Here is a 20,756-nt window from a genome sequence, read left to right on the forward strand (position 1 = left end):
ACGTTCTATGTCCCGCGCTTGAAATGTGACATGCTAGCGCTGTCACGGCGCTCGGTGACGATAGCGGGCATCTCTATGGAGGACTTCATGCGCAACCTACTTCGCGGTCTGGCGACGGCGCTCTCACTTCTCATCGCCACATCCGCCTTTGCGCAGCAAAAAGCCTATGTCCGCGAGGACCTTGCCTCCAACGTCATCCGCCTTGAAGAACAGGTTAAAAAGGACAGCGCGACGCTGGCCAGCCGAGCGCCCGCCGATCTGCGCCGTGAGGGCGTGGCGATGATCTCGCGCAATCCGCGCGCCGCCCTGTTGCCGCTCGGCGCCGTCATCACCGCGACGCCGCGCGACAGCCAGGCCTGGCTCGACTATGCGCGCGCCGCGCGCGCCGCCGCCTCGGCTAATCCCAGTGATGGCTGGCGTTTGAATCAGACCGCCATCTCCGCCGCTTATGCCGCTTATCAACGTGCCGACGATAAGGACCAGGAGGCAACGACGCTTGCCTTTCTTGGATCGGTCTATGATGCGCAAACGCTGTTCCGTCTCTCGCTCAACGCTTATCGCGCCAGCCTCGATGCATCGGATAATCGCGCGGTGCGCGGCATCTATGAGAATTTGCGAGCGAAATACGGCTTCCGCATCACCGACTACAAGGTCGACAACGATGCCGCTTCGCCGCGCATCTGCTTCCAATTCTCCGAACCCCTGCAGCGTGGCAAGGTCGACTTCTCGCCCTTCATCGCCATTTCCGGCGCCGCCGCTGGCGCCGTCTCGACCGAAGATCAGCAGCTATGCGCCGAAGGCTTGAAGCACGGCGAGAAATATTCGATCGTCGTGCGCCAGGGCCTGCCTTCGTCGGTCGGCGAGAACCTGCTGAAATCAGCCGACTATGAAATCTATGTGCGCGATCGCTCGCCGCAGGTGCGCTTCACCGGCAAGAACTACGTGCTGCCGCGCGTCGGCCAGGAAGGCATTCCGGTCGTCTCCGTGAACGCGCCGAAGATCGCCGTCGACATTCTGCGCATTGGCGATCGCAACCTTGTTCCGACGGTCCGTTCCGACGATTTTCTGTCCCAGCTCGGCGGCTATCGCGCACGCCAGATCATCGACGACAAGGGCGTCAAAGTCTGGACCGGCACGCTCGATGCCCGCACTGAGCTCAACAAGGATGTCGTCACCGCCTTCCCTGTGATGGAAGCCGTCGGCAAGCTCGAACCCGGCATCTATGTGATGCTGGCGCGCGCCGGCGACAAACCGATATCGCAATCGATCGCTTCGGATGACGATGATTCCTACGAGAGCGCGGCGACGCAATGGTTCATCGTTTCCGATCTCGGGCTGACGAGCTTCTCCGGCGACGATGGCGTGCATGTCTTCGTGCGTTCGCTCGCCACCGCCGCGCCGCTCGGCACCGTGGAAGTGCGCCTGCTGGCGCGCAACAACGAAGTGTTGGCGACGCAGACCACCGGCAATGACGGCCATATCCGTTTCGATCCGGGCCTGGCGCGCGGCACCGGGGGCATGGCGCCAGGCTTACTGATCGCCAGCGACCGCAACAACGATTACGGCTTCCTCGATCTCGTACAGGCGCCCTTCGATCTGACCGACCGTGGCGTTAAGGGCCGCACGGCGGTGAAGGCGCTCGACGCCTATGTTTATCCCGAACGCGGCGTCTATCGCTCGGGCGAGACGGTGAATGTCTCGACCCTGTTGCGCGACGGACGCGGCGGCGCCAGCACGCTGCCGCTGACGCTTGTCGTCAAGCGTCCCGACGGCGTCGAATACAAGCGCGCCTTGGTCAACGACCAAGGTCTTGGCGGACGGGCCTGGTCGGTCGCGCTGCTGTCGGGTGTCGCCACAGGCACTTGGCGCGTGCAGGCCTTCGCTGATCCGAAATTGCCGGCGATCGGCGAAGCCACCTTCCTGGTTGAAGACTATGTTCCGGAACGGCTCGATCTGACGCTGAAGCCGAAGGATCAGATGCTGGTGCAGGGCGAGGAAGCCACCATCACTGCGAACGCGCGCTATCTCTACGGCGCGCCCGGCTCCGATCTCGACGTCAGCGGCGAGATTTCGATCAACAAGGCCAGTTCGCTCAACATCCCCGGCCTCAGCGGTTATCAGGCCGGCCTGCAGGACGAAGAGTTCGAAACCGTCCGCAACGACATCGACGCCACGCAGACCGACGCCAAGGGCCAGGCGGCCGTGACCTTCACGGTGCCGGAAGTGGAGGCGTCGCAACCGGTGGAAGCGCGCATCGTGCTGCGCGCCGGCGAGCCCGGCGGACGCGCCGTGGAACGGGTTGTCACCCTGCCCGTGCGCGCCAAAAACGGCCTCATCGCGGTGAAGAAGAATTTCGATGATCTGACGGAAGGCTCAACCGCGACATTCGATGTGGTCGCCGTTTCGGCCGATGGCCAGCGCGTGCCGGTGAAGGGCCTGCAATGGTCGCTCTATCGCGTCACCAATGACTATCAATGGTACAACAACGACGGCCGCTGGGGCTATGAGCGCGTCAAGGCTTCGCGCCGCATCGCCGATGGCAAGGTCGATGTCGCCGGCAACGATCCGGCGCGCATTTCCGCCGGCGTCAGCTGGGGCGCCCACCGCCTCGATCTCGCGTCTGACGATGGCACGCTGACGCCAACGAGCATCACCTTCAATGTCGGCTGGTCTGGCGATGCTTCGGCGGAAACGCCTGATCTGCTCGATCTGACCCTCGACAAAACCGACTACAAGCCCGGCGACCAGATGCGCGTGAAGATCGCTTCGCGCTTTGCCGGCAAGGCGACGCTCGCCATCGTCGGCGAGAAGGTGCAGGACATCACGGTGCGCGACCTGGTCGTCGGCGACAACCAGATCACCCTGCCGGTGAAAGCCGAATGGGGCGCGGGCGCCTATGCGGTGGCGCTGGCGCATCGTCCCCTCGATCAGGCGGCCAAGCGCATGCCGGGGCGCGCCCTGGGCCTGTCCTGGTTCCAGGTCGATCCTGGCGCGCACAGGCTCGATGTCGCCATCGAAGCCCCTGAGAAGATCGAACCACGCCGCTCCCTCACCATGCCGATCCGGCTGGCGGGGCTGAGCGCAGGTGAAGAAGCCTATGTCACGGTCGCGGCTGTCGACATCGGCATTCTCAATCTGACACGCTATGACTCGCCCAATCCGACCGATTACTTCTTCGGCCAGAAACAGCTCTCCAACGAGGTGCGCGACCTCTACGGCCTGCTTATCGACGGCATGCAGGGCGCGCGCGGCGCGATCCGCTCCGGTGGCGACGCGGCGGGACGCGGCCTTGAAGGCAATCGCCCGACGCAGGAGCCTTTGGCGCGTTATTCCGGCGTGGTGAAAGTCGATCAGGACGGGGTGGCGCGTGTCACCTTCGAAATTCCGCCCTTCAACGGCGCCATCCGCGTGATGGCGGTCGGCTGGAGCCGCGACAAGGTCGGCGCCTCCTCGAAAGACGTGATCGTGCGCGATCCCGTCGTGGTGCAGGCGACGCTGCCGCGCTTCCTGGCGCTGGGCGACCGTTCGCAGTTCCACATCCAGGTCGACAATGTCGAAGGCGCCGCCGGCGACTATGCTGTTGATCTCGACGTGCGCGGCCCGATCGCACTTGCCGCCAACGCCGCACGCCGCGCCTTCCGCCTGACGCAGGGCGGCAAGACGCAGTTCACCATTCCGGTGACGGGCGCCGGCATGGGCCGGGCCGAGATCGATCTGAAGCTGACGGGTCCGAACATCGCCGCGTCGCAGACCTTGGCGCTCAACGTGCAGCCAGGATCGACCGAACTGTATCAACGCACGGTGCGGCCGCTGGCGGCCGGCAGCAGCGTCACGCTGTCGAACGATCTCTTGGCCGATTTCCTGCCCGGCACGGGCGCCGTGTCGGTCGCCGTAACGCCATATGGCGGCATCGATGTCGGCGCGCTGCTTCAGGCGCTCGACCGCTATCCCTACGGCTGTTCGGAACAGATCGTCAGCCGCGCCATGCCGCTGCTCTATGTCAATCGCCTCGCCACGTCGCAGATGCTGGCGCTCGACACCGATGCGGAGAAACGGGTGCGCGATGCGATCGAGCGAGTGCTGTCGCGGCAAGCCTCGTCCGGCGCCTTCGGCCTGTGGTCAGCCAACAATGCGGGCGACGATCTCTGGCTCGATGCCTTCATCACCGACTTCCTGACGCGGGCGCGCGAGGCCAAATATGACGTGCCGCAACGCCCCTTCGAACAGGCGCTCGACCGGCTGCGCAACCAGGTCGCCAATGCCGGCGACATCAAAACCAGCGAAGCGGCGGGCATCGCCTATGCGGTCTATGTGCTGGCCCGCAACGGCCGGCCGGTGATGGGCGATCTGCGTTATTTCGCCGATACCAAGCTGTCGTCCTTCGACACCGCTCTGTCGCGGGCGCAGATTGCCGCCGCGCTCGCCATGCTCGGCGACCGTGGCCGGGCGCAACAAGCCTTCGCCTCCGCCGTGCAGCGGCTGCGTGAGCAACAGCGCAATCGCTTTTCGCGCTCCGACTACGGTTCGCGGCTGCGCGACAGCGCCGGTCTCCTGACGCTGGCGGCGGAAACCGACAGCGATCGCAACCTGCTGTCGCTTGCTGGCGCCGCCGTGCAGGAAGAACGCGCCGCCACGGGCTACACCAGCACGCAGGAGAATACCTGGATGGTGCTGGCGGCCCAGGCGCTGTTCAAGGAAGCGCAGTCGATGCAGCTCACAGTGGCCGGCGTGCCGCAGACCGGGGCGCTCTATCGCACCTGGCGCGGCACGGCGCTCGAAGGGGGCAACATCACCATCGGCAATGCCGGCCAGGGCGCGACGCAGGTGGTCATCACCACGTCGGGCCATCCGGTGGCGCCAGAGCCGGCGGCTTCGCGCGGTTATCAGGTCGATCGGCAATATTACAAGCTCGATGGCAAGCCGGCTGACCTGACCAAGGTGAAGCAGAACGACCGTCTCGTCGTCGTTCTCAAAATCACCGAACTGGAAGCGGCTTATGCCCGGTTGCTGCTGGTCGACAAATTACCGGCGGGTCTTGAGATCGACAATCCGAACCTGTTCGATGGCGGCTCGGTGTCGGAACTCGCCTTCGCCAAGGCGACGGTGGAGCCGACGCACCAGGAATATCGCGACGACCGCTTCGTCGCGGCCTTCGAGCGCAGCGGCAGCGACAGGGCGACGTTCAATGTCGCCTATATCGTCCGCGCGGTGACGCCTGGCCGCTACGTGCTGCCGCCAGCGACGGTGGAAGACATGTATCGCCCGGAACGTTTCGGCCGCACGGGCACTGGCACGTTCGAAATCGGTGAGGCGCAGCGTTGACCGACACAAAGCCCAGGCGCAGACGTGGCTATCTCATCGCCATGGCGGTGGTGGCGACGCTTGGCCTGGGCGTGCCGGGCGTCTGGAAGACCTACGAAACCTCGCTACCGCCGCTTGATCTCAAGGCGGCACTCAAAGGATCGACGGTCGCCGTCGATCGCAATGGCAAGCTGTTGCGCGCCTTCACCACCGAGGATGGCCGCTGGCGTCTGCCGGTGACCGTCGATGATGTCGATCCGCGTTTCATCGACATGCTGCTCTCCTATGAAGATCGCCGCTTCTACAATCACCACGGCGTCGACTGGCGGGCGCTGGCGCGCGCCGCCGGCCAGATGTTGCACCACGGCCGTGTCATCTCCGGCGGGTCGACAATCACCATGCAGGTGGCGCGACTGATCGATCCGCCGCAGGACCAGCGCAGCCTCGCCGCCAAATTGCGGCAGGTGGTGCGGGCGCTGGAGCTGGAACGCACGCTGAAGAAGCGCGAGATCCTCGACCTCTATCTGGCGCTGGCGCCCTATGGCGGCAATCTGGAAGGCTTGCGCGCCGCCTCGCTCTCCTGGTTCGGCAAGGAGCCACGCCGCCTGTCCTTCGCCGAACAGGCGCTGCTTGTCGGCCTGCCGCAGGCGCCGGAAGCGCGGCGACCGGATCGCGATCTACAGGCGGCGCTGCGCGCCCGCGACCGTATTCTCGACCGCTCACGGCAAGCTGGCCTCTTGAGCTCCGAGGAACAGGCCGGCGCGCTGCGCGAAATCTTCAAGGGCGAGCGCAAGCCGTTCCCCGCCTTTGCCAGCCATGCCGCGGCGGCGGGCCATGCGGCCGAGCCGCAGCGGCGCATCCTGCACTTCACCGTCGACCAGCGCCTGCAGGCCTCACTCGAACAGCTGGTGCGCGAGAGCGTCGACCGGCTTGGCCCAAAGGTCACCGGCGCACTACTTGCCATAGACAATGCCACCGGCGAAATCCTCGCCCATGTCGGCTCGGCCGATCACCTGTCGCTGGAACGCGCCGGCGCCATCGATATGACGCAAGCGCTGCGTTCGCCAGGCTCGACGCTGAAACCCTTCATCTATGCGCTCGCCTTCGAGGACGGTCTCGCCCATCCCGAAACGCTGATGGAGGATCGCCGCGCCCGCTACGGCATCTATGCGCCGGAAAATTTCGACATGACCTTCCAGGGCCAGATCACGGCCCGCAAGGCCCTGCAAAATTCGCTCAACGTGCCGGCGGTTTCCCTGCTCAGCGATGTTGGCCCAGCGCGTCTGCTGGCGCGCCTGCGCAACGCCGGCGCCACCGTGGTGCTGCCAGCTGAATCTCCGCCCGGCCTTGCCATTGCCCTCGGCGGCCTCGGCATCACCTTGCGCGATCTCGCCCGGCTCTATGCCGGCCTGGCGCGGCGCGGCGATGTGCCCGACCTGATCGACCGGCGCGACCTGCCGCCGCCGACGCCGGCACAGCAGCATATCGCCGAGCCGGTGGCCGCCTGGTATGTCGCCGACATTCTGCGCGGCGCGCCGCCGCCCACCAACGCGCTCGCCGGCGGCATTTCGTTCAAGACCGGCACGTCCTACGGCTATCGCGACGCCTTCGCCGTCGGCTTCGATCGCAAGATCACCATCGCGGTATGGTTCGGCCGCGCCGACAATGGCGCGGTGCCAGGCCTGGTGGCGCGCCAGGTGGCGGCGCCTGTATTGTTCGATGCCTTCGCCCGGGCGGGAGCGACCTACGAGCCAATCCCGCAGCCGCCGGGCGCCATTATCGCCACCACCAGCAATCTACCGCCGCCGTTGCGCCATCTGCGCAAGGATGCGCCAAAGACCGTGGCGGCCGCCACCGGCGCACCGCTGAAGATCGCCTATCCGCCCGATGGCGCGCGGGTCGATCTGGGCCTTTCCGGCGGTGGCGCGAGCGCCAGTGTCAGTTCCTTGGCCCTGAAAGCGCAGGGCGGAATCGCGCCCTTCACCTGGATGGTCAATGGCGCGCCGGTTGGCGCCGCCGATATCCGCCGGCAAACCTCCTGGCGGCCTGATGGCTCAGGCTTCGCCCGCGTCTCGATCATCGACGCGAAGGGCGCCAGCGACAGCGTGCTGGTGCGGTTGGAGTGAGACGCGACTAACTAGCGTGTCATTCCCGACGCGCCGTAGGCGCGAGCAGGAATCCAGAACAACGGCCTGGGTGTGAAACGCGCACGCGTCACGCTCAGCAACTCTGAGATTTTACCTCTCGCTCCGGATCCCCGCTCGCCTGCTGCGCAGGCGTCGGGGATGACACCCAGAGATTTGCTCAACAAACAAAAACGGCCGGGCATGAGCCCGGCCGTTTCGTTTCGTGTCGTCCCATTAGACCGAAGGAATGAGGCCCTTCAAGGCCGGGATCCAGGTGCCGAGATAGGTCGGCGGCCAGGGGATCGTCAGCAGCTGGTCGAACAGGAAGTAGATGAAGACCGTCAGACCGATCGCTTGCGGAATGACCAGCTTCCACGGCTCCGGCCCTTCAAGCCGCATATAGAGGATGACGAACAGCGGCACGGTGGGGATCAAACCGATCACCGACATGGACGCCATGAACGCCAACAGCCAACCGAAGAAGATCGTGCCACGGATGGCCAAGGTCCGCGTCGGCACGTGATCGGTGTCCGACTCGAGATCCATGTGGATCTTCTGCTGCAGGTCCTGCTGCACCGCCGAGGCAAGGCCGGTTTGCACCGCTTTGCCCGGTTGGCGGAAGGCTTCGTTCAACAGACTGAACAAGCAGAAGCTGAACGCCATGCCACCGACGATCATCGGCACGATCTTGGCGCTGAAGTTCCAGCTCGAAGCCTCGATCATCGCCCAGCCGATAACGCAGAGCAGGAAGACATGGAACAGCTGCTTGGGATGCAGCTGCGGTGTCACGCCGAAGCCTGACAACATGCCCTTGATGCCACCATGGCCCTTGATGTCCTGACGCAGCGGCCGCAGCAGACCGAACAACGCCATCGCGAACAGAACGATCACGATCGGACGCGAGAACCATTGCACGCCATAACGCTGGATCGAGATGAACAGATAGCGTTCCACGACCTCGCCGAGCACGATACCGAGCACGAGCGGCGGACGCGGGAACTTCATCTGCTTCATCGTCCATCCGAGGATGCCGAAGATCAGCAGGGTCCAGAGATCGCCCCAGTTACGGGCACCCTGGAACGCACCGATGTAGATGATGCCGAGAACCGTGGGCATGATCAGCGTGTAGCGCAGCGTCGCCAACCGCGCGAACTGTTCGGAGAACAGGTAGCAGAGGCCGGCGCCGAGGATGTTGGCCAGCGCCACCGACCAGACCATGGCGTAGGTGACGTTGAGATGCTTGGAGAGCATGTCCGGTCCCGGCACGAGGCCGTGGATCATGAATGCGCCCATCAGGATCGCCATGCCGGCAGAGCCCGGCACGCCGAACGCCACGGTCGGCACAAGTGCGCCGCCTTCACGCGAGTTGTTGGCGCTCTCAGAAGCGATAACGCCACGCACGTCGCCCTTGCCGAACGATTGCTGCGCGCCCTTTTCCGTGCGCAGCGCATGGCCGTAGGCCAGCCAGTCGACGACCGCGCCGGAAATGCCAGGCACCGCGCCAAGCGCCGCGCCAAGCCAGGAACAACGCAACACCAGCCACCAATGGGTGAAGCAATCCTTGGCGCCCTGATACATGCCGCGCGCGTCGGTCTTGGCCATGTTGCCGGCGATCGCCGTGCGGCCGATGGCAAGGTCAGCCAGTTCAGGCAGCGCGAACAGGCCGAGGATGATCGGCACCAGCGGCGGCCCTTCCCATAGGTAGAGCGTATCGAGCGTCCAACGCAGGGTACCGGTTTGCGGATCGGACCCGATCATCGAGATCAAAAGGCCGATGCCAGCGACCGTCAAACCACGCAGCGGCGTATTGCCCGACAACACCGCAACCATGGAGATGCCGAGCGCCGCGAAGGCTAAGAGTTCTGGTGATCCTATATATAACATCATCGGCCGCAGGATCGGCAGCGAAATGCCCATCAGGATAGCGCCGAAAATGCCGCCCAGCATGGACGACATATAGGCTGCCGACAGAGCGCGGCTGGCTTCGCCGCGCTTGGCCATCGGCAAGCCGTCAAGCACAGTTGCCGCTGAACCGGCGCCGCCTGGCACGCCGAAGAGAATGGCGGGAATAGGATCGCCGGTCGCCGTCGTCGACGCCAGACCGAGCAGCAGCGCCATCGCCGCATAAGGATCCATGTTGAAGGTAAAGGGCAGCAGCAGCGCCGTGCCCGCGAGCCCACCAATGCCCGGTAGAATGCCCAGAATAAGCCCCATCATGACGCCTGCGGAGAGCAGGAACAGGCGCCAGGGGTCGAGGAGCGTGACGAGCGCAACGCTCGCAGCGTCCAACATACTTGTTTCCATGATCGTTCACCTTTCGGAACGCTGGATTTCTCAGGTTGACGCCAGCGACCCAGAGTCACTGGCGCGTCAGTCGAAAGATCCGTATGCGCGCCGTCTCAGACGGCGCGGCTCACGCCTACAGGCGGACCGCGCGGGTCGAAGTGACGAATGGTTTGTGAGATGGAATAGGTTTCGACGGTTCGACGTAGCGAACCGGTGCGATCAAGGCCGGTGGCAGGCGCGATATCGGTCTTGAGGCCGAAGACGACCTGTTCTGTGTCGTGAAGGGTCCGACCATAGGTGACGACGGCTTTGGTCTGTTCACCGGGATCGGAGTTCTCGATCACCACATAGCCGCGCGACGGCGCGACCGTCTCGGCATTGTAGGCAACCGCCGCCAGCAGCACGAGCAAATAGGACCCGTGACGCGCGGCGGAATAGACGAATCTGTCGAGAAGACTGAGTAAACGCTCGGTCATTCAATCGGCCGCTTTCCGCGCGCCCTGATCTCGCCGATGATCCTGTGCCGGATCATTCTCGCGAAAACAGTTCCCTTGCGCCGGTCAGCTCTACCCCCCTGTTGTATTCCCCGCCCACCCGGCTTTGAAACGCCGGTCGTTTCATTTTTTGAAGGGCCAGCATGCGCAGAAGCAGCTAGAAGAATCAACAGCTCCGAATAGGAACAATAATGCCTATCGACGCGCGTAAGCGGTGCGAACAGCGAGCCCGGAAGCAGCCACGCCCAGCCCAATAATAAAGAGAATTCCGCCAGCGCCCGTGGACGATGCAACGACGCCAGCGCCAAAGGGAACAATGAATTGGCCGATACGATTGCCGGTCAGACGCAGGGTCATCGCCGTCCCGCGAGCATGAACTGGCGCAACATCAACGACATTCGACAGACATAGCGTGACAGCCAGCCCCATCCCCATGCCAAGCATGACCATGCCCCCATACATCAGCTCGATCGAGACCGGCGCCGCGAGAATCCAGAACCCAACCGCGCCCGCCAGCATGCTGAACAGCGTGGCGGAGGCCCGCCCAAACAGGCGCAGCACGCGGGAATGAAAGATGCGTGCGGCAATCGTCGCGACAGCGCGAATCGTCAGCAAAACACCGACTTGGCCGGCGGTGATATGCCGCTCGATAGCGAGCAAAGGCAGATAGGCGATCAGGAGATCGATCGCCGATACGGTGACCACGCTGGCCAGAAGAACCGGCGCGAGGCCTGGAACACGCAGAATCTCCGCGACGCCAGAGGCTTGCGGAGGGGCCACATCCGACGGCTCGATGACCTCGGGGCGAATGGCGAACGACAAAGCGAAGGCCGCGAGGGCGATGATCAGGCTGAGGATGAACAAGAGCGATGTTGGCGGCACAACCTTGCCTTCCGCCAGCCAGCCGATCGTCAACGACCCGCACATCTGGCCCATGGCCAAAGCCACCATGTAATTGCCGAAGACAGCCTCGCGGCCCTTAGGGCCAGCACAGCGCACCGAATAGATCTGATGGCCGGCCATGAGGAACAGATGGCCGATGCCGCTCAGAACGGTCAGCAGCAGGATCGGCACGGCCGATGTCGCCGAGAAGCAGAAGCCAAGGCCGGCCGCGACCAGCAGGCCGGAGCCGATCCAGATCGCGCGCGCATCATTGCCGCGATCGATGTAACGGCCGAGCGGCACGGCGAGGAAGATCGGCAGCAGAGCATAGCCCGATGAAATCAGCCCATACCAAACCAGTGGCAGATCGAGCTCAATGACGCGGTAGGAGGTCGTCACGCGCGTCAGCGACAGAATGAACTGGATCAGCATCGCATGCAGGAGGAAGGGCGACAGCGACAACCAATCGACACGCTCTTCCAATGCGCGCCCTCTTTGCGCGGACGCTTGATCGCCTGACATTTCCCCCACCGATGATTGAGCCCGTTTCACTGTATCTTTAACGGCGACACCGGCCGGCGCAATCAGACCATCCTGCATTGCTGCTATGAAGGGTGCCGCACACGGCGAGCCGCCCGCGCTTCAGGCTTGGATTGCCGCCCTCTTGCCTGCCCCTCGGCAATAGCTCTACTAGAAGCAGAGAAACAAAAAAGGGGGAAACATGAAAGCCGCTGTTCTTCGTGAATTCGGCCCGCCGGACGTCTTGAAATATGAAGAGGTGGCGGACCCGCAGCCGCGCTCTGGCGAAGTCCGCATTCGCGTCGGTGGCGCCACTGTCAACCGCGTGCTGGACGTGTCCTTGCGTCGGGGCGAGGAAATGCAGCGCACACCAGTGCTGCCGCTGATCCTCGGCGTCGATTGCGCCGGCACTATCGATGCTGTCGGGCCCGGCGTGACGCGCTGGAAAGTCGGCGATCGGGTCGCTGCCGCCGGCGGCATGCCGCTCGACATCGTCGATGAAGATGGCAGCTCCTACACGGGGCCGCGCGGCATGATGGGAATCAAGCGGCCGGGCGGTTTCGCTGATCTCGTCTGCGTGCCCGCCATGGCCACCCATCGCCTGCCGGACGGATTGGGTTTCCATGAGGCCGCCGTCGTCATGCGCCATTGCCCGACGGCGTGGAACCTGCTCGTCAATATCGCCAAACTGCAGAAGGACGAATGGGTGCTCATCCTCGGCGCCAGCGGCAACCTTGGCACGGTCGGCATCCAGATCGCCAAGAACGTCATTGGCGCCAAGGTGATCGGCGCCGCCAGCCGCAAGTCCGGCGTCGATGTCGCCCTGGCGCTCGGCGCTGATCATGGCATTGATTCATCGACCCAGGATCTGACCGCCGAGGTGATGAAGATCACCGGCGGCAAGGGCGTGAACGTGCTCTATGACAACGTCGCCAACCCGGACGTTTTGCCGAAAGCCTTTCTGGCGCTGGGCATGGAAGGCCGCATGGTCACGGCCGGCGCCCATGGCGGCCCCAATGCGACGATCAACTTCCACCATCTCTACGACAAGCGCATCATGATCAAAGGCACGCCGGGCTCGCGCGAAGGCGACCTGGCCAAATGCTTCCAGGCGGCGGCGGAAGGTAAGATCCAGGTGCGCATCGCCCATGTCCTGCCGCTATCGAAGGCAGCACAGGCGCATGCGATGATCGAAGCCGATCCCGGCATGGGCAAGATCGTGCTCGACCCAACGATGGGGTGAGCGCGAAACTGGCCTTGATACGGGCCTTGCATGGGGTTGTTCCTCAGAATCTCGCGACACCCCCTCCCCGAGGTGGTTTTCGAGGTCTTTGTCCTCTCCAAGAACTGTTCTCGCCGCGCCCGCCGCGATCAAATCGAACGCACATTACCAAGGCAGGACGGCGGAATTTTGTTTTACGACATAGCCGCGATTTGCAGGTGGCAGGCGCTTCGTCACGCGCTCTGGAGTCCCGCTCAGCCGCTGCGCGGCTGTCGGGCTCGATGTCATCCCCGACGCGCGCAGCGCGAGCGGGGGATCCAGAGCGAATGATAGAATATAAAAATGCCTGCGGCACTGGCGCTACTCGCCATGGCTCATATTCTACCACACGCCCCTGAATTGCCGCGTCGCTACGCTCCTCGCAATGACGGGTTCAGACCTTGCGATAACGCGCGGTCAGGGTCGCCGGCCCATCGGCCGCTACCAGGCCGCGCGCCGTCAGGTCTTCCATATGGGCGAGCATGGACAGCGCCGCCGCCGGCTTCAGGCGCGGGTCGAGACCTTCGTAGATTTTCTCGACCAGCGGCCCGATCTCGCTTTCGCCTTCGGCAAGGCGATTGAGAATGGAGATTTCGCGCTGACGGCGGTGATGCAGCAGCGCCCGCAAGAAGCGCTGCGGTTCCTTCACCGGGCCACCATGGCCCGGCCAGTAAACTTGATCGTCGCGACCGCGCAGCTTTTCCAGCGAGGCCATGTAATCGCTCATCACGCCATCGGGCGGCGCGACGATGCTGGTCGACCAGGCCATCACATGATCGCCGGAGAGCAGCGCGTTTTCCTGCGCCAGCGCAAAGCAAAGGTGATTGGAGGCATGGCCCGGCGTGTGGATCGCCTGCAAAGTTAAGCCATCGCCGTGCAGGACGTCGCCGTCGCCCATCACTTGATCGGGATCATGATCGAGATCATGGCTGGCATCGAGCCGGCCCGAGGCATCGTCCCGGATCGGCACGTGGCGGGCGCAACCGAAAATCGGCGCGCCGGTCGCCGCACGCAAGGCGCGCGCGCCTGGCGAATGATCGCGATGGGTGTGGGTGACGAGGATGTGGCTGACCGTCTCGCCCTCGACCGCTTTCAACAAAGCGGCAAGCTGCTCGGCGCTCTCCGGTCCTGGATCGACGACCACCACCCGGCCCTGGCCTACGATGTAGGAACAGGTGCCGGTGAAGGTGAAGGGCGAGGGATTGGGCGCCACCAGCCGCCGCAGCAGCGGTGACACCTGTTCGACGACGCCAGCAGCGACGAGGGCGCGATTGTAATCGAGATCGTTGTCAGCCATGCCCGAGCTTAGCCGACTGAATGGCCTCCGGTCTATTCCGGAGACGGCTCAGGTTCGACTTCAGCCGGCTCGAACGAGCGCCTGACACTGCAGAACTCGCAGGTGACGCCGATCAGGCCGTCATCGGCGACCATGTCGCGGCGCTCTTGCGGCGTGAAGCTCTTCAGCATCGCGGCAATGGACTCGCGCGAGCAGCGGCAGGCATGGCGGATGTCCTGCGGCGCGAATACGGTGACGCCGCGCTCGTTAAATAGCCGATACAGCAGCCGCTCGCTCGACAGCGCCGGGTCGACCAGTTCGTGATCCTCGACCGAACCGGCGAGCGCCTTCGCCTCAAGCCAGGCATCGTCTTCCTGGGCTTCCGGCTTGGTCGCTCCTTCCGGCGCATCGCCGGGATCGAGATCGCCCATGCGGCGGCGTTCCGGCGAATCCGGCAGAAATTGCACGATCAGACCGCCGGCACGCCAGGAGCTGGGCTCCTGCGCACCGTTGACGACCTCGGCGACGGCAAGGCGCACCAGGGTCGGAATCTGTTCGGACTGCAGAAAATATTGATGCGCGGCGGCTTCCAACCCCTGGCCATCGAGGGCGACAACGCCCTGATAACGCTGCGTCGAGGGGCCGCGATCGACGGTAAAGGCAAGATGGCCACGGCCGAGCAGGGCCGCAGGCGTCGCTCCGCCCGCCGCGCGCGCCGCCTCAAGCCGCGCCGCATCGAAGCGCGCGAAGGCGCGAACGCGATCGGGCGAGTCGAAATCGACCACCAGCAGATCGATGACGCCGTCGCTGCGGGTCTGCAATTGAAAGCGCCCCTCGAGCGACAAAGCCGAGCCGAGCAACACATTCAGCGCCACAGCTTCGCCAACCGCGCGCGCCACTTCCGGCGGATAGGCGTGATTGCGCAGCAAATCGTCCAGCGCCGGGCCAAGCCGCACCAGCCGGCCGCGCGCATCGAGCGGCGTCACCGCATAGGGCAGAACCCGATCATCGTTGACAGTGTCGGAAACCGGCCGGGACGCCGGTTGGACCTCATTCATCGTCCCGCCGCGCCATCGGCGAGCGCCCAGGCCAGAATACCTTTCTGTGCGTGCATGCGATTCTCCGCCTCGTCGAAGACGACCGACTGCGGCCCGTCCATCACCTCGTCGGTGACTTCTTCGCCGCGATGGGCTGGCAGGCAGTGCATGAACACCGCGCCCTTGGCCGCCTGAGCCATCAGTTTGCCATTGACCTGATAAGGCGACAGCAGCTTCTGGCGCAGGCGCGCCTCTTCTTCATCGCCCATCGAGACCCAGCAGTCGGTGATGACGGCGTCAACGCCGCTCACGGCCGCGAAAGGATCCTCGGTCAGTTGGAGGCGTACATGGTAACGCTGGGCCCAATCGACAAGCGCCCGAGGCGGCGCCAGCTCGGCCGGCGTCGCCACATTGATGGAAAAGTCAAAGCTATGAGCGGCATGGATCCAGCTCGCCAGCACATTGTTGCTGTCGCCGGCCCAGGCGACAGTGCGCCCCTTGATCGGCCCGCAATGCTCCTCGAAGGTCAGGATATCAGCCATGACCTGGCACGGATGCGAACGCTTGGTCAGACCGTTGATGACAGGCACGGTGGCGTGCTGGGCCAGTTCCATCAGGTCGTCATGGTCGAGGATGCGGATCATGATCGCGTCGACATAACGCGACAGAACGCGCGCCGTGTCGGCGATGCTCTCGCCGCGGCCGAGCTGCATTTCGGTGCCGGTCAGCATGATCGTCTCGCCGCCCAGTTCGCGCATGCCGACATCGAAGGAGACACGGGTGCGGGTGGACGGCTTGTCGAACACCATCGCCAGCACTTTGCCGGTGAGCGGACGATTGGCGGCGAGCTGGCCCTTGCGACGCGCCGCCTTGATGGAGGCGGCGATATCAAGGATGCGGCGCAGTTCCTTGGTATCGAACTCGGTCAGATCAAGGAAATGCCGGGGCTTCGTCACTGTGGTCAACATTATGCGCTCTGCAATGCGGGCAATTTTGCCTCAATGCTCTTACACGCCGCTTCAAGCCGCGTGATGGCTTCGTTCATCTCGGTTTCGCCGATGGTCAGCGGAGGCAAGAGCCGCGCCACGTTTTCGGCGGCCGGCACCACCAGCATATGCTGGTTGCGCACGGCGACGGTGAAGTCACCGCTGGAAATGGCATCGTCGATCTTGAGGCCGAGCATCAGGCCCTCACCGCGAATGCCGGTGATGACGCGCGGATGCGCGTCCTTGAGCGCCGCGAGCTTCTGTTTCAGCAGCAGGCCCTTACGGCCGACTTCTTCGAGAAAGCCCGGCGCCAGCATGACGTCGAGCACCGCATTGCCGACCGCGGTGGCGAGCGGATTGCCGCCATAGGTCGTGCCATGGGTGCCGGCGATCATGCCCTTGCCGGCTTCCTTGGTCGTCAGAAAGGCGCCGAGCGGAAAGCCGCAGCCAATGCCCTTGGCAACCGCCATGACGTCGGGCTCGATGCCGGAGTTCATGTAGGAGAAGAGCTTGCCGGTACGACCCATGCCGCTCTGCACTTCGTCGAGCACCAGCAGGAGGCCGTGCTTGTCGCACAGCTCCCGCAGGTCGCGCAGGAAGGAGGCCGGCGGCACGCGGATGCCGCCTTCGCCCTGGATCGGCTCGACCAGGATTGCGGCGGTGCGCGGGCCAATGGCCGCCTTCACCGCCTCGATGTCACCAAAGCGCACCTTGCGGTGGAAACCCTCGACCGGGGCGGCGAAGCCCTCGACATATTTGTCGTTCCCGCCGGCGGCGATGGTCGCCAGGGTGCGGCCGTGGAAGGCGTTGTCGAAGGTGATGATCTCGACCCGCTCCGGGTGGCCGCTGACGAACTGGTATTTGCGCGCCGTCTTGATCGCCCCTTCCAGCGCCTCGGCGCCGGAATTGGTGAAGAAGACATAGTCAGCGAAGGTCGCGTCGGCGAGGCGGTGCGCCAGCTTCTCGGCCTGCGGAATCTTGTAAAGATTGGACACGTGCCAGAGCTTTTCACCCTGCTCCGTCAAGGCCTTAAGCACATGCGGATGGGAATGGCCGAGGCCGGCGACGGCAATGCCGGCGCCAAAATCCAGCCATCGCGACCCGTCGGTCGCCGTCAACCAAGCGCCGTCGCCGCGCTCGAAAGCGACGTCGGCTCTGATGTAGGTCGGCAGAATAGCGGATTCTGCGTCGGCATGGACTAGCTCGGCCATTGGATCACTGCGGTTGTTGGATGGGCTGGAAAATCAAAGCGCCGCCCCCAGGGGACGGCCGCTCTGCGGCGGGAATTTACGAAATTTGCCGGAAAGGGTCAATTCAAACACGCTGCCAGGGGCCCTAATCGGCGGCGCCGACGATTATTGTCAAGAATAAGCTTATGGTTAGGGCACTCTTGCCACGAAGTTGCCAAAGAGTTGACGCATCCCGACGACTGGGTATGTTGCCCCCGCGTATGTTCGTCCGAGTACGACTGCCGAGTGACGATCGCCAAGCTCGCCCCGCCACGAACAACAGAGGTCAGATTTGCGGATTTATTGTTGGTTTGCCGTTGCCGCATCAGGCCTTTCGCTTGCAGCCTGCTCCCCCACCGGCCAGCCCGAACTCCAGGCCAATCTCTCCGCTGACGGCACGCCACAGGCTGGCGCTTCGGCTGGAATGACCGCTGGAGGCCTTTTTGGCACCTATCCGCCGCCCCGCGCCCAGGTCGCCGAGGCCGAGCCGGAGCAGGTGATCGCGTCCACCTTTACGCCGCCGAAGAAAACGCCGCTCCCCATCGCCCGCCCCGATTTCGGCGACCGGGTTGAAGTCGCCGCAGCCCCGGCCACAGCCGCCACCCCAGGCCAGCCGGCTGGAACCACCCCGAGTCTCGTCACCGCTTTCGCGGCCCCGGAACAGCCAGCGCTTATCGCGGCTCCCGAGCAGGCCGCCGCCGTCGAACCAGCGGCCCAGACCCGCTCCATCGCCGCCTATGAGCGCGAAGAAGCCGGCATTCCGGCCGATGACAAAGGCCCGGCCCGCACCACGCTCACCGCCACCCCCGTTTCCTTCTCCGGCCCGGCGCCGACCGCCGGCAGCAGCAGCAGCAACGGCGTTCCCTTCGCCGGCAACAACGCAACGTCCTTCGGCAACCAGCGCTGGTATGCCGCCTATCCCAATGTCGTGACCGATTGTTTCCCGGCGGAGTTGCGCAGCGCGCTCGACGCCATTGCCCTGCATTACAACCGCCCGGTGGAGGTCACCTCCGGCATGCGCAATCGCGGCCGGCGTCATTCCATGCATCGCTTTTGCAAGGCCGCCGATATCCGCGTCGCCGGCGTTTCGCCTTCGGCGCTCGCCAGCTTCGCCAAATCGGTTCCCGGCGTGAACGGTGTCGGTACGTATCGCTGGGTCGCCGTCACCCATATCGATACGCGTGCCGAACGCTTCGCTTGGCGCTACTAAAGGCTTGGCGTTACTGAAACCCATCCAAGCAAAACTGTCCGATATCTGGATATGGGCAGAATCCCGTTGGGATTCGCCCTCTTCTCAAGTCCCCTCGCTGACCTGATCCCAGCAGCGCTTTGAACAGCGCCGCTTGCGCTTAAATTATTGGCCTTCTAATCTCCCGTCACGATCGGTCGCGACGGGAGGGTCAAGACATGAGCGATAAGGTCAATGCCCCGTTTCTAAGAAACGCCTGGTATCAGGCTGCGTGGAACGACGAGCTGAAAGACGGCATGCTCGCCCGCACCATCATGAACGAGCCGTTGCTGTTCTTCCGTGATACCAATGGCAAAATCGGCTGTGTCGAAGATCGCTGCTGCCATCGCGGCGCGCCGCTGTCGCACGGCAAGATCGTCGAGAACGGTTTGCAGTGCGGCTACCACGGCCTCGTCTTCGACGTGAATGGCAAGTGCGTCGAGATCCCGGGTCAAGACAACATTCCGCCGATGGCGAAAGTGAAGTCGCATCCGGTCGTCGAGCGGCAGGAATTCATCTGGGTATGGATGGGTGATCCAGCGCTTGCCGATGAAGCGAAGATTGTCGATTGGCACTATCACGACAATCCGAAGAAATATCCGCACCGCAAGGCGACGATGCCGATCAAGATCAATTATATGATGATGATCGACAATCTGATGGACCTGACCCATCTCGGCTATGTCCACACCAAGACCATCGGCGGCAATCCGAAAGCTCATGTGAACGCCAAGATGGAAACGGAGCGCACCGAGAACGGCGCGCGCTATATCCGCTGGATGCTCGATGCGCTGCCGCCGCCGACCTATGTGAAAGGCGCTGGCTTCACCGGCAAGATCGATCGCTGGCAGGAGTTCGAATACATCGTTCCCGGCAGCGTGCGGCAATGGTCGGGCGCGCTGGAAGTCGGCCGTGGCGCCTATGAAAACCGCGACCAGGACGGCTTCCACCTGCTGCTCTATCACGGCATTACGCCGGAGACGGAAAACACGTCGTTCTATTTCTGGTCGGCCGCCAACGGCTACCGGCAAGACGATCCCAAGGCCACCGACGAACTCTATACGGAGGTTTATCCGACCTTCGTCGAGGACGTGGTGATCATGGAAGGCCAGCAGCAGCGTCTCGATGCCGAACCGGATCGGCCATTGCTGCCGATCAAGGCCGACAATGCGCTGACCCATGCGCGCCGCGCCTTCCAGAAGGCGCTCGACGAAGAACGAAGCTTGATGCCGCAGGCGGCGGAATAGAATTCGCCGGCTTGCAATTCTCGCAAACAGAAGGGGCGCCATGGAGCGCCCCTTTTTTATCGCTCCGGATTGCCCGGTGATCCGATTGTGGGATAACCCTTGTTCAATCGAAGGTTATAGTTCCCCCCATGACATTGCCTGTAGCGCTCGTCACCGGCTCCACGTCAGGCATTGGCGCTGCCATTGCGCGGCGGCTCTCCGCTGATGGATTTGCGGTTGTTCTCCACTCTCGAACCTCCGCTGAAGCGGGCCTGGCGTTAGCCGCCGAACTTAAAATGGCGACGTATATCCAAGCCGACCTCGCTATCGACGCGGATAGGATCAGGCTTGTCGAAGGGGCTGCAGCGCATTGGGGACGCTTCGATGTGCTCGTCAACAATGCCGGCCTCAGTCGTGTCATTCCCCATTCCAGCCTTACTGCGGCAACGCCGGCGATCTGGCAGGAGCTCTATGAGGTCAATGTCATCGCGCCGTTTAGATTGGTGGCGGAGGCGGAGCCCGCGCTGCGAGAAGCTGCCCGACGCGGCCGGCCTGGATGTGTCGTCAACATCAGCTCGCATGCGGGTGTGCGACCAAAAGGAGCCTCCATTCCCTACGCCGCAACGAAGGCAGCACTCAATCACACCACGCGTCTGCTCGCGCTTTCTCTGGCGCCAGATATTCGCGTCAACGCCGTTGCTCCCGGCCTCGTCGACACTGCGCTGACAGCGGACTGGACATCCGCGCAGCAGCTTTGGCGCGATCATTCGCCCATGCGCCGAGCGGCTCAGCCCGAAGATATTGCGCAGGTCGTCGCCATGCTGGTCGCCTCCGACTACATGACCGGAGAAATTCTGCTTGCGGACGGAGGATTGAATCTGACGTAGGCTGAAAGCGACAGCTTA

Annotated in this window: 13 protein-coding genes; 6 read left to right on the forward strand and 7 right to left on the reverse strand. The window is 63.8% G+C overall.

Going from position 1 to position 20,756, the window contains the following annotated elements; genetic code table 11:
• Nucleotides 1-87 precede the first annotated feature (87 nt).
• Nucleotides 88-5,322, forward strand: coding sequence for an alpha-2-macroglobulin family protein (locus tag BLW50_RS18375; RefSeq protein WP_090709337.1), 5,235 nt, complete (start codon nucleotides 88-90; stop codon nucleotides 5,320-5,322).
• Nucleotides 5,323-5,363: 41 nt separating this feature from the next.
• Nucleotides 5,364-7,427, forward strand: coding sequence for a penicillin-binding protein 1C (gene pbpC, locus BLW50_RS18380; protein WP_090709339.1), 2,064 nt, complete (start codon nucleotides 5,364-5,366; stop codon nucleotides 7,425-7,427).
• 234 nt (nucleotides 7,428-7,661) lie between these two features.
• On the opposite strand, the gene BLW50_RS18385 is transcribed toward pbpC, so the two are convergent.
• From BLW50_RS18385 to BLW50_RS18395, 3 genes are all read right to left on the reverse strand, one after another.
• The gene (locus tag BLW50_RS18385) at nucleotides 7,662-9,719 is read right to left on the reverse strand and encodes a tripartite tricarboxylate transporter permease (protein ID WP_244544311.1); all 2,058 of its coding nucleotides are present in this window, start codon (nucleotides 9,717-9,719) and stop codon (nucleotides 7,662-7,664) included.
• A 107-nt stretch (nucleotides 9,720-9,826) separates the two neighbouring features.
• Nucleotides 9,827-10,189 (reverse strand): hypothetical protein, encoded by a 363-nt coding sequence (locus BLW50_RS18390; RefSeq protein WP_090705152.1) that lies wholly within the window; start codon nucleotides 10,187-10,189, stop codon nucleotides 9,827-9,829.
• A 213-nt stretch (nucleotides 10,190-10,402) separates the two neighbouring features.
• Nucleotides 10,403-11,611: an MFS transporter gene (locus tag BLW50_RS18395; protein ID WP_170850232.1), complete on the reverse strand. Its 1,209-nt coding sequence runs from the start codon at nucleotides 11,609-11,611 to the stop codon at nucleotides 10,403-10,405.
• A gap of 199 nt (nucleotides 11,612-11,810) precedes the next feature.
• Between BLW50_RS18395 and BLW50_RS18400 the strand changes: the two genes are divergently transcribed.
• Complete coding sequence (locus tag BLW50_RS18400) at nucleotides 11,811-12,851, forward strand: quinone oxidoreductase family protein (RefSeq protein ID WP_090705157.1); 1,041 nt, start codon at nucleotides 11,811-11,813, stop codon at nucleotides 12,849-12,851.
• Between the two features lie 412 nt (nucleotides 12,852-13,263).
• Here the strand turns inward: BLW50_RS18400 and BLW50_RS18405 are convergent, their stop codons facing one another.
• Genes BLW50_RS18405 through BLW50_RS18420 form a run of 4 tightly spaced genes read right to left on the reverse strand, consistent with a single transcriptional unit; the run spans nucleotide 13,264 to nucleotide 17,379 of the window.
• Nucleotides 13,264-14,166, reverse strand: coding sequence for an MBL fold metallo-hydrolase (locus BLW50_RS18405; RefSeq protein ID WP_090705159.1), 903 nt, complete (start codon nucleotides 14,164-14,166; stop codon nucleotides 13,264-13,266).
• 32 nt (nucleotides 14,167-14,198) lie between these two features.
• Complete coding sequence (locus BLW50_RS18410) at nucleotides 14,199-15,203, reverse strand: Hsp33 family molecular chaperone (RefSeq protein ID WP_090705161.1); 1,005 nt, start codon at nucleotides 15,201-15,203, stop codon at nucleotides 14,199-14,201.
• A complete protein-coding gene (gene argF / locus BLW50_RS18415; RefSeq protein WP_090705165.1) occupies nucleotides 15,200-16,150 on the reverse strand; it encodes an ornithine carbamoyltransferase in 951 nt (316 codons plus the stop codon). Before argF ends, BLW50_RS18410 begins: the two co-directional genes overlap by 4 nt.
• Complete coding sequence (locus BLW50_RS18420; RefSeq protein WP_090705168.1) at nucleotides 16,150-17,379, reverse strand: aspartate aminotransferase family protein; 1,230 nt, start codon at nucleotides 17,377-17,379, stop codon at nucleotides 16,150-16,152. Before BLW50_RS18420 ends, argF begins: the two co-directional genes overlap by 1 nt.
• A 310-nt stretch (nucleotides 17,380-17,689) precedes the next feature.
• Here BLW50_RS18420 and BLW50_RS18425 point away from each other — a divergent pair, with 310 nt between their 5' ends.
• The 3 genes from BLW50_RS18425 to BLW50_RS18435 all read left to right on the forward strand — a co-directional run bounded on the left by BLW50_RS18425 (nucleotide 17,690) and on the right by BLW50_RS18435 (nucleotide 20,738).
• Entirely contained in the window at nucleotides 17,690-18,607 is a 918-nt protein-coding gene (locus tag BLW50_RS18425; RefSeq protein ID WP_139267666.1) for a YcbK family protein, read from the forward strand.
• Nucleotides 18,608-18,804: 197 nt separating this feature from the next.
• Entirely contained in the window at nucleotides 18,805-19,872 is a 1,068-nt protein-coding gene (locus BLW50_RS18430) for an aromatic ring-hydroxylating dioxygenase subunit alpha (RefSeq protein WP_090705173.1), read from the forward strand.
• Nucleotides 19,873-20,000: 128 nt separating this feature from the next.
• Nucleotides 20,001-20,738 (forward strand): SDR family NAD(P)-dependent oxidoreductase, encoded by a 738-nt coding sequence (locus tag BLW50_RS18435; protein WP_090705175.1) that lies wholly within the window; start codon nucleotides 20,001-20,003, stop codon nucleotides 20,736-20,738.
• The last annotated feature ends 18 nt before the right edge of the window (nucleotides 20,739-20,756 follow it).

Source organism: Beijerinckia sp. 28-YEA-48 (genome assembly GCF_900104955.1).
In the GTDB taxonomy this organism is placed as follows: domain Bacteria; phylum Pseudomonadota; class Alphaproteobacteria; order Rhizobiales; family Beijerinckiaceae; genus Terripilifer.

Bases quoted from the DNA above. Each gene is read 5' to 3' on its own strand.
- BLW50_RS18435 (WP_090705175.1), top strand. From the start codon at position 20,001: ATGACATTGCCTGTAGCGCTCGTCACCGGCTCCACGTCAGGCATTGGC.
- BLW50_RS18410 (WP_090705161.1), bottom strand. From the start codon at position 15,203: ATGAATGAGGTCCAACCGGCGTCCCGGCCGGTTTCCGACACTGTCAAC.
- BLW50_RS18390 (WP_090705152.1), bottom strand. From the start codon at position 10,189: ATGACCGAGCGTTTACTCAGTCTTCTCGACAGATTCGTCTATTCCGCC.
- argF (WP_090705165.1), bottom strand. From the start codon at position 16,150: ATGTTGACCACAGTGACGAAGCCCCGGCATTTCCTTGATCTGACCGAG.
- BLW50_RS18375 (WP_090709337.1), top strand. From the start codon at position 88: ATGCGCAACCTACTTCGCGGTCTGGCGACGGCGCTCTCACTTCTCATC.
- BLW50_RS18430 (WP_090705173.1), top strand. From the start codon at position 18,805: ATGAGCGATAAGGTCAATGCCCCGTTTCTAAGAAACGCCTGGTATCAG.
- BLW50_RS18405 (WP_090705159.1), bottom strand. From the start codon at position 14,166: ATGGCTGACAACGATCTCGATTACAATCGCGCCCTCGTCGCTGCTGGC.
- BLW50_RS18420 (WP_090705168.1), bottom strand. From the start codon at position 17,379: ATGGCCGAGCTAGTCCATGCCGACGCAGAATCCGCTATTCTGCCGACC.
- BLW50_RS18385 (WP_244544311.1), bottom strand. From the start codon at position 9,719: ATGTTGGACGCTGCGAGCGTTGCGCTCGTCACGCTCCTCGACCCCTGG.
- BLW50_RS18395 (WP_170850232.1), bottom strand. From the start codon at position 11,611: ATGTCAGGCGATCAAGCGTCCGCGCAAAGAGGGCGCGCATTGGAAGAG.
- BLW50_RS18400 (WP_090705157.1), top strand. From the start codon at position 11,811: ATGAAAGCCGCTGTTCTTCGTGAATTCGGCCCGCCGGACGTCTTGAAA.
- pbpC (WP_090709339.1), top strand. From the start codon at position 5,364: ATGGCGGTGGTGGCGACGCTTGGCCTGGGCGTGCCGGGCGTCTGGAAG.